The sequence below is a fragment of the Microbacterium sp. B19 genome (genome assembly GCF_000333395.1).
In the GTDB taxonomy this organism is placed as follows: domain Bacteria; phylum Actinomycetota; class Actinomycetes; order Actinomycetales; family Microbacteriaceae; genus Microbacterium.
In genome coordinates, this window is record NZ_BADA01000179.1 from 1 (window position 1) to 13,915 (window position 13,915).

15 protein-coding genes are annotated in these 13,915 nt (G+C 70.8%); 4 read left to right on the top strand and 11 right to left on the bottom strand.

All coding sequences use genetic code 11. From position 1 onward, the window contains the following. Positions 1-21 precede the first annotated feature (21 nt). Genes ilvN through otsA form a run of 5 tightly spaced genes read right to left on the bottom strand, consistent with a single transcriptional unit; the run spans position 22 to position 6,337 of the window. Positions 22-519 carry an acetolactate synthase small subunit gene (gene ilvN, locus I5G_RS26400; protein ID WP_022878384.1) on the bottom strand — a complete coding sequence of 166 codons (498 nt, stop codon included), beginning with the start codon at positions 517-519 and terminating at the stop codon, positions 22-24. A 1-nt stretch (position 520) separates the two neighbouring features. After that, on the bottom strand, positions 521-2,326 hold the full coding sequence (locus I5G_RS06800; protein WP_022878385.1) for an acetolactate synthase large subunit: 1,806 nt from the start codon (positions 2,324-2,326) through the stop codon (positions 521-523). 43 nt (positions 2,327-2,369) lie between these two features. Continuing rightward, positions 2,370-4,088, bottom strand: coding sequence for a dihydroxy-acid dehydratase (gene ilvD / locus I5G_RS06805; protein ID WP_022878386.1), 1,719 nt, complete (start codon positions 4,086-4,088; stop codon positions 2,370-2,372). Between the two features lie 9 nt (positions 4,089-4,097). Next, complete coding sequence (otsB, locus tag I5G_RS06810; RefSeq protein WP_022878387.1) at positions 4,098-4,877, bottom strand: trehalose-phosphatase; 780 nt, start codon at positions 4,875-4,877, stop codon at positions 4,098-4,100. Next, entirely contained in the window at positions 4,874-6,337 is a 1,464-nt protein-coding gene (gene otsA / locus I5G_RS06815) for an alpha,alpha-trehalose-phosphate synthase (UDP-forming) (protein ID WP_022878388.1), read from the bottom strand. The genes otsB and otsA overlap by 4 nt, the downstream gene beginning before the upstream one ends. A 200-nt stretch (positions 6,338-6,537) precedes the next feature. Between otsA and I5G_RS06820 the strand changes: the two genes are divergently transcribed. Then, positions 6,538-6,792 (top strand): hypothetical protein, encoded by a 255-nt coding sequence (locus tag I5G_RS06820; protein WP_022878389.1) that lies wholly within the window; start codon positions 6,538-6,540, stop codon positions 6,790-6,792. A 55-nt stretch (positions 6,793-6,847) separates the two neighbouring features. Here the strand turns inward: I5G_RS06820 and I5G_RS06825 are convergent, their stop codons facing one another. Genes I5G_RS06825 through I5G_RS06835 form a run of 3 tightly spaced genes read right to left on the bottom strand, consistent with a single transcriptional unit; the run spans position 6,848 to position 9,460 of the window. Further along, positions 6,848-8,035, bottom strand: coding sequence for an acetyl-CoA C-acetyltransferase (locus I5G_RS06825; RefSeq protein WP_022878390.1), 1,188 nt, complete (start codon positions 8,033-8,035; stop codon positions 6,848-6,850). Beyond that, positions 8,032-8,685, bottom strand: coding sequence for a 3-oxoacid CoA-transferase subunit B (locus I5G_RS06830; RefSeq protein WP_022878391.1), 654 nt, complete (start codon positions 8,683-8,685; stop codon positions 8,032-8,034). Before I5G_RS06830 ends, I5G_RS06825 begins: the two co-directional genes overlap by 4 nt. A gap of 1 nt (position 8,686) precedes the next feature. Continuing rightward, the gene (locus I5G_RS06835; protein ID WP_022878392.1) at positions 8,687-9,460 is read right to left on the bottom strand and encodes a CoA transferase subunit A; all 774 of its coding nucleotides are present in this window, start codon (positions 9,458-9,460) and stop codon (positions 8,687-8,689) included. A 106-nt stretch (positions 9,461-9,566) separates the two neighbouring features. On the opposite strand from I5G_RS06835, the gene I5G_RS06840 reads away from it, so the two are divergent. From I5G_RS06840 to I5G_RS06850, 3 genes are read left to right on the top strand one after another with little or no spacing between them, the layout of a single operon-like run. Continuing rightward, the gene (locus I5G_RS06840) at positions 9,567-10,364 is read left to right on the top strand and encodes an IclR family transcriptional regulator (protein ID WP_022878393.1); all 798 of its coding nucleotides are present in this window, start codon (positions 9,567-9,569) and stop codon (positions 10,362-10,364) included. 39 nt (positions 10,365-10,403) lie between these two features. Further along, the gene (locus tag I5G_RS06845; protein WP_022878394.1) at positions 10,404-10,838 is read left to right on the top strand and encodes a MarR family winged helix-turn-helix transcriptional regulator; all 435 of its coding nucleotides are present in this window, start codon (positions 10,404-10,406) and stop codon (positions 10,836-10,838) included. Further along, on the top strand, positions 10,835-12,055 hold the full coding sequence (locus I5G_RS06850) for an MFS transporter (protein WP_022878395.1): 1,221 nt from the start codon (positions 10,835-10,837) through the stop codon (positions 12,053-12,055). The genes I5G_RS06845 and I5G_RS06850 overlap by 4 nt, the downstream gene beginning before the upstream one ends. A 76-nt stretch (positions 12,056-12,131) precedes the next feature. On the opposite strand, the gene I5G_RS21125 is transcribed toward I5G_RS06850, so the two are convergent. The 3 genes from I5G_RS21125 to I5G_RS06865 all read right to left on the bottom strand — a co-directional run. Then, positions 12,132-12,710, bottom strand: a complete 579-nt coding sequence (locus I5G_RS21125) for a TIGR00725 family protein (protein WP_022878396.1) — start codon at positions 12,708-12,710, stop codon at positions 12,132-12,134. After that, positions 12,707-13,675, bottom strand: coding sequence for a carbohydrate kinase family protein (locus I5G_RS06860; RefSeq protein ID WP_022878397.1), 969 nt, complete (start codon positions 13,673-13,675; stop codon positions 12,707-12,709). The genes I5G_RS21125 and I5G_RS06860 overlap by 4 nt, the downstream gene beginning before the upstream one ends. After that, positions 13,672-13,915, bottom strand: a 244-nt coding sequence (locus I5G_RS06865; protein WP_026095713.1) for a nucleoside hydrolase, incomplete at its 5' end; no start/stop codon positions are given. The genes I5G_RS06860 and I5G_RS06865, both read right to left, overlap by 4 nt.

Genomic DNA, 13,915 nt, shown 5'->3' on the forward strand with positions numbered 1-13,915 from the left:
CGACTAGCACGCGTCCTCGCCTTAGCGCGGGCGCCACCGCCCGTCGCACCCGAAAAGTCGAGGCATCCGAGGTATCGACGTCCAGCCGCAGGCGCTCCGCCAGTGCGGTGCGGAGGAACTCGGCGGCATCCGGAACGTCCGACGTCCCGGCCCACGCGACGAGCCGCCGCCTCCCGTCCGGCAGTGGAAAGGACTCGACGACACCCCCGCGCTCGAGGTGCACGAGCGCGGTCGCATCGCCGGGCACCTCACGAGCACGTGCTCGCGCTGCACCGAGCTGGCGGGGTCGAGCTCGACGATCTTGATGACGTTGATGAGCTTGTTCAGCTGCTTCGTCACCTGCTCGAGGGGCAGACCCTCGACGTCGACGACCACCGTGATGCGGGACAGACCCGGCACCTCGGTGACGCCCACGGCGAGCGATTCGATGTTGAAGCCGCGACGGGCGAACAGGCCCGCGACGCGGGTGAGCAGACCGGGCTTGTCCTCGACGAGGAGACTCAGAACGTGACGAGACATCTCAGTCCTCCTGTTCGGCGAAGGCGGGCGAGTGATCGCGGGCGTACTGGACGTAGCTGTTGCTGACGCCCTGCGGGACCATCGGCCACACCATGGCATCCGCGCTCACGACGAAGTCGATCACGACGGGACGGTCGTTGGTGTCGAGCGCGAGCTGGATGGCCGCGTCGATCTCGTCCTCCTTCTCGACCCGGATCGCGAGGCATCCGTACGCCTCGGCCAGCTTCACGAAGTCCGGGATGCGACGCGTCCCGTGCCCCGTGTTGAGGTCGGTGTTGGAGTGGCGACCGTCGAAGAACAGTGTCTGCCACTGGCGCACCATACCCAGCGACGAGTTGTTGATGATCGCGACCTTGATCGGGATGTCGTTGATCACGCAGGTCGCGAGCTCTTGGTTGGTCATCTGGAAGCAGCCGTCACCGTCGATCGCCCACACCACGCGGTCGGGCTCGGCGACCTTGGCACCCATGGCGGCGGGAACCGAGTAGCCCATGGTGCCGGCGCCGCCGGAGTTCAGCCACGCGTTGGGGCGCTCGTACTTGATGAACTGCGCCGCCCACATCTGGTGCTGGCCGACCCCCGCGGCGTAGATCGCCTCGGGACCGGTCATCTCGCCGATGCGCTGGATCACGTGTTGCGGCGACAGCAGGCCGTCGGTGGTGGGCGTGTAGCCGAGGGGGAACTCCTCGCGGAGCCCGTTGAGGAACGTCCACCACTCCGAATAGTCGACCTCGGTCTCGGATGCCGCCTGGCGGAAGGCGGCATCCAGGTCGACGAGGACCTCCTTGAGGTCTCCCACGATCGGAACGTCCGCGGTGCGGATCTTGGAGATCTCGGCCGGGTCGATGTCGACGTGCACGACCTGCGCGTTCGGGGCGAAGAGCGAGGCCTTGCCCGTCACGCGGTCGTCGAAGCGCGCGCCCAGCGACACGATGAGGTCGCTGTCCTGGAGCGCCAGGACGGCGGGCACCGTTCCGTGCATGCCGGGCATGCCGAGGTGCTGGTCGTGCGAGTCGGGGAACGCCCCGCGCGCCATGAGCGTCGTCACCAGCGGAGCGCCGGTCGCCTCGGCGAACGTCTTGAGCTCGGCCGACGCCTGCGCGCGGATGACACCGCCGCCCACGTACAGCACCGGCTTCTTCGCGTGGGCGATGAGCTGCGCCGCGGCCTGAATCTGCTTGCCGTGGGCCTTCGTCACGGGACGGTAGCCGGGCAGGTCGATCTTCGGCGGCCAGACGAACGGCGCCGAGTTCTGCTGCGCGTCCTTGGTGATGTCCACGAGCACGGGGCCGGGGCGACCGGTGGACGCGATCTCGAACGCGGCAGCGATCGCGCCGGGGATCTCCTCGGCGGACTTCACCAGGAAGGAGTGCTTCGTGATCGGCATCGTGATGCCGACGATGTCGGCCTCCTGGAAGGCATCCGTTCCCATGAGGGTCGAGAAGACCTGACCGGTGATGCACACGAGCGGCACCGAGTCCATGTAGGCGTCGGCGATCGCGGTGACGAGGTTCGTGGCGCCGGGGCCGGACGTCGCGATCGCGACTCCGACACGACCCGACGCCGCGGCGTAGCCCTCGGCCGCGTGGCCGGCGCCCTGCTCGTGGCGCACGAGGATGTGACGGACGTTCTCGTCGTCCATGAGCGGGTCGTAGACGGGCATGATCGCGCCGCCCGGCAGACCGAACACGTCGGTGACGCCGAGCAGGTCGAGCGAACGGACGACCGCCTGAGCGCCCGTGAGCACGGGCGCCGGAGCGGTGCGAGCGGGGGGCCGGGGAACGGCCGTGGCGGATTCGGCGGACATGGTGGTACCTCGGAACCAGGTGGGGGTAAAAGGGGGACGGCCGTCAGCCCGTAACCGCGCCCTCCGCAGCGGAGTGCACGAGCTTCGAGTACTTGGCCAGAACGCCACGGGTATAGTGCGGGGGAAGCGGTTCCCAGCCTTCGCGGCGGGAACTCAGCTCGGCGTCATCGACGATCAAGTCGAGAGTGCGAGCGGCGATATCGACCCGTATCAGATCACCATCGCGCACGAAGGCGATAGGACCTGCGTCCACCGCTTCGGGAGCTATGTGGCCGATGCAGAGGCCGGTTGTGCCGCCTGAGAATCGACCGTCCGTCAAGAGTAGTACATCTTTTCCGAGCCCCGCGCCCTTGATGGCGGCGGTGATCGCCAGCATCTCGCGCATGCCCGGGCCGCCCTTGGGGCCCTCGTACCGGATGACGATGACGTCGCCGGCGTTGATGTCTCCGGCCTCGAGGGCGTCCATGGCCGCACGCTCGCGTTCGAACACGCGGGCAGGGCCCTCGAACACCGAGGCGTCGAAGCCCGCGGTCTTCACGACCGCACCCTCCGGAGCGAGCGACCCGTGCAGGATCGTGATGCCGCCGGTGGCGTGGATCGGGTCGTCGAAGCGGTGGATGACGTTGCCGTCCACCGGGTCGGGGTTCAGGTCGGCGAGGTTCTCGGCCAGGGTCTTGCCCGTGACGGTGAGCGCGTCGCCGTGCAGAAGGCCCTCGTCGAGCATCGCCTTCATGATGACCGGGATGCCGCCGTGACGGTCGACGTCGTTCATGACGTACTTGCCGAAGGGCTTCATGTCGGCGACGTGGGGAACCTTGTCGCCGATCCGGTTGAAGTCGTGCAGCGACAACTCGACCTCGGCCTCGTTCGCGATCGCGAGGAGGTGCAGGACGACGTTCGTCGAGCCACCGAGCGCCATGGCCAGGGCGATGGCGTTCTCGAACGCCTCCTTGGTGAGGATGTCGCGCGTCGTGATGCCCTGACGCAGCAGGTTCACCACGGCCTCGCCCGAGCGGTGGGCGAAGTAGTCGCGACGGCGGTCGGCCGACGGCGGGGCGGCGGAGCCGGGCAGGCTGAGGCCGAGGGCCTCGGCGACCGACGCCATCGTGTTGGCGGTGTACATGCCACCGCACGCGCCCTCACCCGGCGCGATGGCGCACTCGATGCGCTTGAGGTCGGCCTCACTCATCTTGCCCGCCAGGCACGCACCCACGGCCTCGAACGAGTCGATGATCGTGACGTCCTTCTCGGTGCCGTCGCTGAGCTTGACCCAGCCCGGCGCGATCGAGCCGGCGTAGAGGAAGACGCTCGAGAGGTCGAGACGAGCGGATGCCATGAGCATGCCCGGGATCGACTTGTCGCAGCCGGCGAGGAGCACGGATCCGTCGAGGCGCTCGGCCATCATGACGGTCTCGACCGAGTCCGCGATGACCTCGCGCGAGACCAGCGAGAAGTGCATGCCCTCGTGGCCCATCGAGATGCCGTCCGAGACGGAGATGGTGCCGAACTGCAGCGGGTAGCCGCCGCCGGCGTGCACGCCCTCCTTCGCGCCCTGCGCGAGACGGTCGAGGCTCAGGTTGCAGGGCGTGATCTCGTTCCAGCTCGACGCGATGCCGATCTGGGGCTTGTCCCAGTCCTCGTCGCCCATGCCGACGGCACGGAGCATTCCTCGGGACGTGGTGGCTTCGATGCCATCCGTGACGACGCGGCTGCGGGGCTTGATATCGAACTCACCGGTGTTCGGATTCTGCGGTGCGGGCATTCTCGCAGTCTATTGCGCGTGGGCGACACGCTGACGCGCCACGGCCTCCAGCACGTCGACCAATCCGTCGATGTCGGCGACCTTGAGGACCGCGGCCGTGTCGCCGGTCCCGACATGGATGCCGAGGTCCCCCGGCCCCAGGGTGCGGAGAGCGTCCTCGTCGGTGACGTCGTCGCCCGCGAAGATGACGGCGGTCGCCCCCGTGCGCTCCCGCAGGTGCTGCACGGCGGAGTCCTTGCCCTCCTGCCGGAACGCGAACTCGAGGATGTCGTGGCCCGTGCGACGCCGCCATTCCGGCGCGCGATCGGCGACCAGACGATCCGCGATCTCGCGCGCTTCGCGAGCGGTCTCGGCATCCGCTCTCCGGGTGTGCACCCCGACGCCGAACTCCTTCGGCTCGATCCAGACGCCGTCGAGGTGGGCGAGGCCATCCGTGATCTCGTCGTGCAGGCGGTCGCGCAGCGCGAGGTCGTCGGCGTCGTCGGGAGCGGCCTCCTCCCCCGCGCCCGGCACCCAGAACTGCGCGCCGTGCGAGGCGGCGAGCCACACCGGCGACTGGTCGTCGTGCTCGGCGATCTCGCGCAGGTGGCCGAGTGACCGGCCGGAGACGAGGGCGACCACCGTGTCCGGCAGCGCGGCGAGGGCATCGACGATCTCGCGCGCACGCGGGGTCATCCGTGCCTTCATCGGCTCGTCGACGAGCGGCGCCAGCGTTCCGTCGAAATCGAGCGCGACCAGCAGGACGGGCGTCGTCGAGACGGCCTCGAGGGCGGCGTCGGCGGCGGTCACGCGGCATCCCCCGGCTCGTCCACGGCCGCCTCGACCTCGGCGGCGGCCGCAGCGCTCGAAGCGCGGTCGTGGAACGCCGACAGCGCGTCGAGGAACTCGCGCGACCAGTCCTCGACGTCGTGGTCGCGCACACGCTTGCGCAGCGCCCGCATACGGCGGCCCTGCTCGGCCGCGGGCATGTCGAGCGCGCGGACGATCGTGTCCTTGAGGCCGTCGATGTCGTGCGGGTTGATGAGCAGCGCGCTGCCCATCTCGTCGGCCGCGCCGGCGAACTCGCTGAGCACCAGCACCCCGCGGTTGTCGATTCGGCTCGCGACGTACTCCTTCGCGACGAGGTTCATGCCGTCGCGGAGGGCCGTGACGAGCATCACGTCGGCAGCGAGGAAGAGCGCCACCATCTCCTCACGCGGGTACGACTGGTGCAGGTAGCGGATCGCCGTGTGGGTCGTGGTGTCGTGGTCGCCGTTGATGCGTCCGACCGTCATCTCGATCTCGTCGCGCAGTTGCACGTAGGCGTCGACGCGCTCGCGGCTCGGGCTCGCGACCTGGACCAGGGTGGCATCCTCCACCGTCGCCCGACCGTCCTCGAGCAGCTCGCCCCACGCCTTCAGCCGATGGCGGATGCCCTTGGTGTAGTCGAGGCGGTCGACGCCGAGCAGGATCTTGCGCGGGTTCCCAAGACCCTCGCGGATCTCCTGCGCGCGCTGCTGGATCTCGGGGCGCTGGGCGAGCTCGATGTAGGAGTCGGCGTCGATCGAGATCGGGAAGGCCTTCGCGAGGGCCACGCGCGACCCGCCCTGGCCGTCGGGAACCGAGATGCCGCTCGCCTTCGTCTCGTAGCGCAGCTGACGACGGACGGCCCGCGCGAAGTTGCCGGCATCCGCTACACGCTGGAACCCGATGACATCGGCCCCGAGGAGTCCCTCGAGCACCTGCTTGCGCCAGGGGAGCTGCGAGTAGAGGCCGTAGGCGGGGAACGGGATGTGGTGGAAGTAGCCGATCGTGAGGTCGGGCCGCAGCTCCCGCAGCATCTTGGGCACGAGCTGCAACTGGTAGTCCTGCACCCACACGATGGCTTTGTCCGCGGCGACCTCGGCGGCCGCCTCGGCGAACCGGCGGTTCACGCGGACGTACGCGTCCCACCACGCGCGCTTGTACGTGGGCTCCGCGATCACATCGTGGTACAGCGGCCAGATCGTGTCGTTCGAGAAGCCCTCGTAGTAGTGCTGGACGTCGGCCGCCGACAGCTCCACGGGCACGAGGTGCGTGCCCTCGAAGTCGAACGGATCGACACTCACATCGGGCTGCCCGGCCCAGCCCACCCACGCGCCCTCGGCGCGACGCATCACGGGTTCGAGGGCGGTGACGAGACCGCCGGGCGAACGACGCCACCCCTCCCCGTCGGGGGTGCGATCCACCGGTAGACGATTGGCGACGACGACGAAATCGGCCTGGGACACAGGTCCTCCTCGGTAGCTTCCTCCCAGGCTAACAGCGGGGTGAAGGCGTTCCGCGGGGCGGCCGGAATGCGCTAAACGCGCATTCCCTGGAGACATGCTGTGCCGCAGCATGTCTCGAGAGGAATGGCGTTTATCGCGGGCGGGGCTCGCGATGTCAAGGCGGCGCGACGCCGGAGGCGCGGGTCGCTAGGTTGGGGGGCATGCGCCAGTACATCTTCGGAACCGGACTCCTCAGCGCCATCACCGGCGGCGTGACGCTGCTGCGCGGACTGCGCAACCACGAGCCGTTCACGTGGCGCACCGCCCTCGCGTGGCTGAGCTGGGGCATCACCCTCGCGCTCGCCGTCGGCGCGGTCGTCGACACCCGCCGGGCGCGCCGCGGCCACATGATCGCCGGGGACTCCCCCGTCGCGAAGAAGCAGCAGAAGCTCCTCAAGAAGCGCCTGTCCCGCTGAACCGGAACGACGGATGCCGAGCCCCGAGGCCCGGCATCCGTCGTTCGTGTGAGGGTCAGCGCGTGAGGATCAGCGCGTCTCCCTGACCACCTCCGCCGCACAACGCCACGGCAGCCGTGCCGCTCCCCCGGCGCACGAGTTCGTGCACCGCGTGCACGACGAGCCGGTTGCCGGACGCCCCGATCGGGTGACCGATCGCGATGCCGCCGCCGTGCGGATTCACGACGTCGTCGGACAGCCCCAGTTCGGCCTGCGACCGCGCGACGACGGCACCGAACGCCTCGTTGATCTCGACGTGATCGAGGTCGGATGCCACGATCCCCTGCTTCTCCAGGGCTCGGGCGATCGCGTGGGCGGGCTGGGCGTGCAGCGAGTTGTCGGGGCCGGCGACCTGGCCGGACGCGCCGACCGTCGCGAGCACGTCCCACCCGCGCTCCTCGGCGACGGCCCGCGTCGTGAGGACGACCGCCGAGGCGCCGTCGGAGATCGGCGAGGCGTTGCCCGCCGTGATCGAGCCGCCCTCGGCGAAGGCCGGGCGCAGCTTCCCCAGGATCTCGACCGTCGTCTCCGGGCGGATGCCCTCGTCCGCGGTGACGACGACCGGCTCGCCCTTGCGCTGCGGAATCGACACGGGCACGATCTCGGCGTCGAACAGTCCGGCCTCCCGCGCCGCGGCGGCGCGCTGGTGCGACCGGGCGGCCACGGCATCCTGAGCCTCCCGTGTCACCTCGTACCGCGCGTTCGCGCGCTCGGTCGACGCGCCCATGCTCTCGCGGTCGTACGCGTCGGTGAGGCCGTCGTACGCCATGTGGTCGAGCACCTCGACGGAGCCGTACGCGTAGCCGTCGCGGGAATTCATGAGCAGGTGCGGGGCGCGGGTCATGGACTCCATGCCGGCGGCCACGACGACGGTCGCGTCGCCGAGGCGCAGCATGCGGGACGCGTCGATGATCGCGGTGAGCCCCGAGAGGCACACCTTGTTGACGGTCGCGGCGTGGACGTCCCAGCCGATCCCCGCGGCGATCGCCGCCTGGCGCGCGGCGTTCTGCCCGACACCGGCCTGCAACACCTGCCCGACGAGCACGGCGTCGACGGCGTCGGCGGGGATGCCACCGCGCTCGAGGGCGCCGGAGATCGCGGCGGCGCCGAGCTGCACCGCGGTGAGTGGCGCGAGCTGTCCCTTGAGGCGGCCCTGGGGCGTGCGGGCGGCGGCGACGATGACGACATCGGTGGGGGCGGTCATGCGATCTGCTCCTCGGGGATGCGGACGGTGAGCGGCGGTTCGGTCGCAGCGACCACGTCGTCGACGGAGACGCCCGGGGCGACCTCGACGAGCACGAGCCCGTCGGGCGTGACATCGATCACGGCGAGGTCGGTGATGATGCGGTCGACGACGCCGCGGCCGGTGAGCGGCAGCGAGCACGCGTCGACGATCTTCGGCGAGCCGTCGCGCGCGACGTGCTCCATCAGGACGATGACGCGGGCGGCGCCGTGGACCAGATCCATCGCCCCGCCGGGGCCCTTCACCATCTTCCCGGGGATCATCCAGTTCGCCAGGTCGCCCGTGGCCGAGACCTGCATCGCGCCGAGGATCGCAGCGTCGATCTTGCCGCCCCGGATCATGCCGAAGCTCGTGGCGGAGTCGAAGAACGCCGCACCCGGGAGCGTGGTCACGGTCTCCTTTCCGGCGTTGATGAGGTCGGCATCCACCGCGTCCTCCGTCGGGTAGGGACCGACGCCCAGGATGCCGTTCTCGGACTGCAGCACGACGGTGACGCCGTCGGGCACGTGGTTGGGCACGAGCGTCGGCAGTCCGATGCCGAGGTTGACGTACGAACCGTCGGCGAGTTCGCGGGCCGCGCGCGCGGCCATCTCGATGCGGGTGAGGGCCATGTCAGCGGGCTCCTTCGGTGACGGTGCGCTTCTCGATGCGCTTCTCGATGTCGGGACCGACCTCGACGAGACGGTGGACGAAGACGCCGGGCAGGTGCACGTCGTCGGGATCGATCTCGCCGGGCTCGACGAGGTGCTCGACCTGCGCGATGCACACGCGACCGGCCATCGCGGCGAGCGGGTTGAAGCTCCGCGCCGCCTTGCGGAACACGAGGTTGCCGTGGCGGTCGCCCTTCCACGCGTGCACGAGCGAGAAGTCGGTGGTGATCGCCTCTTCGAGCACGAACTCGCGCGGCTGCCCGGCGACGTCGAACGTGCGGACGTCCTTCGCGGGGGATGCCACGGCGACACCGCCGGCGCCGTCGTACCGCTGCGGCAGACCGCCCTCGGCGACCTGCGTCCCCACACCGGTCTGCGTGTAGAACGCGGCGATGCCCGAGCCGCCGGCGCGGAGCTTCTCGGCGAGGGTGCCCTGGGGAGTGAGCTCGAGCTCGAGTTCGCCGGAGAGGAACTGCCGCTCGAACTCCTTGTTCTCGCCGACATACGACGACGTCATCTTTCGGATGCGTCCGGCCCCGAGCAGGATGCCGAGCCCCCAGTCGTCCACGCCGCAGTTGTTGGAGACGACGGAGAGGTCGCGCGTGCCCTGCGCGAGCAGCGCCTCGATGAGGGCGATGGGGTTGCCGGAGAGGCCGAAGCCGCCGACCGCGAGCGATGCTCCGTCGGGGATGTCGGCGACGGCGTCACTCGCCGACGGCCAGGTCTTGTCGATCACGCGGACTCCTTCGTGCTGGATCGGTTGTTTCATCCTGCGCTCGCGTCCTCGCCCGCGGCGCGCCGCTTCTTGCGATGTGGATGCCAGCCCGCGTAGCGTCCACATCGTGGACACACCGCCGCTCCCCTCCGCCCGCACGAGCGTGCCCGGCACGCAGGCGATCGCGCGGGCCGCGCATCTCCTGCGCCTGGTCACGGCCGCGGGCGCGGACGGCGCCGCGGTGGGCGAGCTCGCCGCGCGCGCGGACCTCACCCGACCCACGGCCCACCGCCTGCTGTCCGCCCTGCGGCAGGAGGGGCTGGTCGACCGCGACGAGGCCACCGGACGGTGGCTGCCGGGACCGGAGCTGTATCTCATGGGTACGGTCGCGGCATCCCGGTTCGACATCACGGCCCTCGCGCGCGACATCGTGCGCTCCCTCGCCGTGCGCACCGAGGAGAGCGCGTTCCTGTCGGTGAGACGCGGCGACGAGACGGTCTGCCTCGTGCGCGAGGACGGCAGCTTCCCGATCCGGTCGTTCGTGCTGTCGGAGGGCGTGCGGTTCCCCCTCGGCGTGGCATCCGCGGGTCTGGCGATCCTCGCGTTCCTGCCCCCGGACGAGGTGGATGCCTACCTCGAGCGTCACGACGAGCTCACGGATCGCTGGGGAACGGCGCACTCCCCCGCCCGGCTGCGCGCGAGGGTCGCCGACACGAAGGCCCGCGGGTACGCGGTCAATCCCGGGCTCATCGTGGAGGGCAGCTGGGGCCTGGGTGCCGCGGTGTTCACGCGGACCGGCGAGCCGCAGTGGGCGCTGAGTCTGACCGGGGTCGAGTTCCGCTTCGCCGGCGACCGCCTGGCGGAGCTCGGCCGCATCCTCCTGGCGCACGCACATCAGCTCTCCACGCGGATCGCCGGACGATGATGCATAGCCACGTTATATAACAGGGGTATACTCAGGGGAATGACCCGCGACGATGATCTCCAGAGACTGATCCTCGCGGTGCACGCCCTCACGCGCACCGCCGCCATCGACACCAAGAACGACACCCCCAGTGCGCAGTGGCGCACGCTCACCCTGCTGCGCGACCACGGCCCGCAGCGCCTCGGCGACCTCGCCACGCTCAGCCGCATCTCGCAGCCCGGCATGACCCGACTCGTGCACCAGCTGGAGGATGCCGGCCTCGTGGCCCGTGGCATCCACCCGGACGACTCGCGCGTGAGCGTCGTGTCCGTCACGGACGAGGGGCTGCAGGAGCTCGATCGCTGGTTCGACGTGCTCAGCGCCGCGCTCACCCCGCACGTCGCCCACCTGACGGATGCCGACTGGGATGCCGTCCGGGTGACGGCCGACGCCCTCGGCTCCCGCGTCCGCCCCGAGCCGGAGCTCGCCCGATGAGCGCCGCCCCGAGTGTCTGGAAGCAGCCCGCCCAGGTGTGGGCCGTCGCGTTCGCCTGCGTGGTGGCGTTCATGGGCATCGGCCTGGTCGATCCCATCCTCCCCGCGATCGCCGAGTCGCTGAAGGCGACCCCCGTCGAGACCGAACTGCTGTTCACCAGCTACCTCGTGGTCACCGGACTCGCGATGCTCGTGACGAGCTGGATCTCGAGCCGCATCGGCGCCAAGGCGACGCTCCTCGTCGGCCTCGGCCTCATCGTCGTGTTCGCCCTCTTCTGCGCGCTGAGCGGAAGCGTCGACGCCGTCATCGGCTTCCGCGCCGGCTGGGGCCTCGGCAACGCGCTGTTCATCTCCACGGCGCTCGCGACGATCGTCGGCGCAGCGTCCGGCGGTAGCTCCGCGGCGATCGTGCTGTACGAGGCGGCGCTCGGCCTCGGCATCGCCGTGGGACCGCTGCTCGGCGGCATCCTGGGCGAGGCCAGCTGGCGCGGACCTTTCTTCGGTGTCGTCGCGCTCATGGCGATCGCGTTCGTGGCCGTCGCGGTGCTGCTGCGCGGGCCGTCGCCCGCCCGCACGCCGATCCCGTTCAGCGCCCCGTTCCGCGCTCTCGGGCGCCCGGCGCTCGCGATCCTCGCGGCGACCGCGCTGTTCTACAACATCGGGTTCTTCACGCTGCTGGCGTTCTCGCCGTTCCCGCTCGGCTTCGGCGCCATGGGCATCGGCCTGACGTTCTTCGGCTGGGGCGTCGCCCTCGCCATCACGAGCGTGTGGGTCGCTCCGCTCCTGCTGCGACGGATGCGACTGACCAGTGTCCTGCTGCTGGCGCTGCCACTGCTGGCCGTCGTCCTGCTCGTCGCGGCCTTCGTCGTCGACTCGCCGGCGGGCCTGGTCGCGTGCATCATCGTCGGCGGACTCGTGCTCGGCGTGATCAACACCGCGCTCACCGAAGCCGTGATGGAGGCGACCGACCTTCCGCGCTCGGTCGCGTCGTCGGCGTACTCCGCCGTCCGGTTCCTCGGCGGCGCCGTCGCCCCGCCACTCGCCGCGTTCCTGTGGCACGCCGCGACCACGGGCACGCCGTACATCATGGCCACCGTCTCGGTCGTGATCGCCACCGGCTTCGTGCTGTTCGGCCGCCGCGCGCTCTCCCACATCGACGCCGCGCACCCGACCGTGGCCGACGAGGGCGCCGCCGTCCTGGTGGGCGACGCCGCGTAACCCGGAAAGCGCCCGGCCGCCGACACCCCGTCGGTCGCCGGGCGCTTTCGCGTGGGACGGGCGGCCGAACCCCGCGTCAGTCCGCGGCGGAGCCGGAGTGCACGGGAAGGCTCGTGAAGCGCCGTGGCTCGCTCGCACGCCGCAGGCTCTCGGCCACGGCATCCTCGGGGGTCTTCGCGAAGCTCAGCGCGACCGTGCGCCGTTCGTCCAGCCACCGCCCCTCGTGCAGGACCGACCGGATGCGATCGGCCCAGCCACCGCTTCCCTCGACGGCGACGACCGGGGTGCCGAAGTCGTACGCGATCGTCAGTTCGTTGAGGGTGCCCGCTCCCCCGCCGATCATCACGACCGCATCGCAGACCCGCGGCGTCAGCAGGTTGCGGATCGTCCCCATGCCGGTCGGGAACGCGATGTCGACGAATTCACTGGCGCGGGAGCGGTCGGCGTCCGGCAGGAAGCCGATGGTCAACCCGCCCGCCTCCCGAGCGCCCCGCGACGCCGCGGCCATGACCCCCGTGGTGCCGCCGCTCACGAGCACAGCCCCCGCGGTCGCCGCGGCCGCGCCGACCCGCGCCGCGACGTCGAGGATGTCGACCACGCTTCCCGGCGCGGTGTCGCCCGCACTCCCGATGACACCGATCACGAGTCTGGTCACACGTCCTCCACTCCGGCCGCGATGACGTCACGGCGTAGGTCATAGTCCTCGCGCGCGACGCGAGCGAGATCGAGCGGACTGCGTGCGGCGGTGGCGAAGGATGCCGCGACGGCGCCCGCCACCACGGCGGAGAACAGATCGCCGGTGTCGGCCATCACCGCCGCGCACGCGCCGCCGAAGACGTCGCCGGCTCCCGTGGGGTCGCACGCGTCGGGGTCGCGGAACACCGGCACCCCCCACCGACGGCCGCTTTGCGAGAGCACGGCCCCGCGCGACCCGCACTTCAGCACGACGGCATCCGCGCCCCAGGCGTGGAACAGCGCCGGCAGATCGTGCTCGGCGACATCCGGCAGGAACATCGCGGCATCCGAGGTGCTCGGCAGGAACACGTCGACGCCCGGCAGCACGTCCCTCAGCGCGCCGTTGCCGCTCTGCGCGAGCTCTCGCCGGTCGGGGCAGTCCAACAGCGTCCATCCGTGGCCCCGGACCGCGTCGACCGTCTCCCGCAACCGGGAAGCCGGAAGCAAACCCAGGTACCACGCGTCCGCCGATGCGCCCGCGAGGTCGGTTCCCGCGGGCAGGGTCGCGTGCAGCAGATCCGCCCGGTCCGTGGTGTCGAGGAACCGCGCGCGGTCCGCGAGCGGCACGTGCACGATCGCGGCCGGGTCGGCCGGGTGGGCGCGGGATTCATCCGGGGCGTACGAGAAGCTCACGCGGAGATTCGGAATGTCGGACCGCCGATGGATGCCATCGACTCCGACGCCGCACTCACTCAGACGGTCGAGTGCGGCCAGGGGGAAGTCCGCCCCGACCACGCCGTGGACGGCGACGGCACCTCCGGCCAGCGCGGCGCCCATCGCGGCCCAGAAGCCGTTCCCGCCGGGGCGGTCGACGTCGTATGAGCCGTCGGCGAGCGCGACGGCATCCACGGTGAATCCGCCGACGATTCGCGTGAGGCCGCTCATCCGCGGTGGCGCTCGAACGCCACGTGGACGAACTCCTCCACCACCGACCGCCGGGCGCGCACCGCAATTCGGGCCGCCGGGCGCACCGAGGACTCCGGTGCGGGCCGGAGATCCACGCTGGTCATGCCCCGGGTGAGCGTTCCGTCCAGCTCGACCCGCACCGGAGCCTCGAGATAGTCGGCGACGTGCGGATCGAGCGCGACGACCGCCGCCGTCGGGTCGTGCAACGGGAATCCGGGG

Excerpts from the sequence above, each read along its gene's own strand:
- I5G_RS06825 (WP_022878390.1), bottom strand. The coding sequence starts at position 8,035 with ATGACCGCCCCCACCGATGTCGTCATCGTCGCCGCCGCCCGCACGCCC.
- I5G_RS06860 (WP_022878397.1), bottom strand. The coding sequence starts at position 13,675 with ATGAGCGGCCTCACGCGAATCGTCGGCGGATTCACCGTGGATGCCGTC.
- I5G_RS06850 (WP_022878395.1), top strand. The coding sequence starts at position 10,835 with ATGAGCGCCGCCCCGAGTGTCTGGAAGCAGCCCGCCCAGGTGTGGGCC.
- ilvN (WP_022878384.1), bottom strand. The coding sequence starts at position 519 with ATGTCTCGTCACGTTCTGAGTCTCCTCGTCGAGGACAAGCCCGGTCTG.
- I5G_RS06845 (WP_022878394.1), top strand. The coding sequence starts at position 10,404 with ATGACCCGCGACGATGATCTCCAGAGACTGATCCTCGCGGTGCACGCC.
- I5G_RS06830 (WP_022878391.1), bottom strand. The coding sequence starts at position 8,685 with ATGGCCCTCACCCGCATCGAGATGGCCGCGCGCGCGGCCCGCGAACTC.
- I5G_RS06800 (WP_022878385.1), bottom strand. The coding sequence starts at position 2,326 with ATGTCCGCCGAATCCGCCACGGCCGTTCCCCGGCCCCCCGCTCGCACC.
- ilvD (WP_022878386.1), bottom strand. The coding sequence starts at position 4,088 with ATGCCCGCACCGCAGAATCCGAACACCGGTGAGTTCGATATCAAGCCC.
- I5G_RS06820 (WP_022878389.1), top strand. The coding sequence starts at position 6,538 with ATGCGCCAGTACATCTTCGGAACCGGACTCCTCAGCGCCATCACCGGC.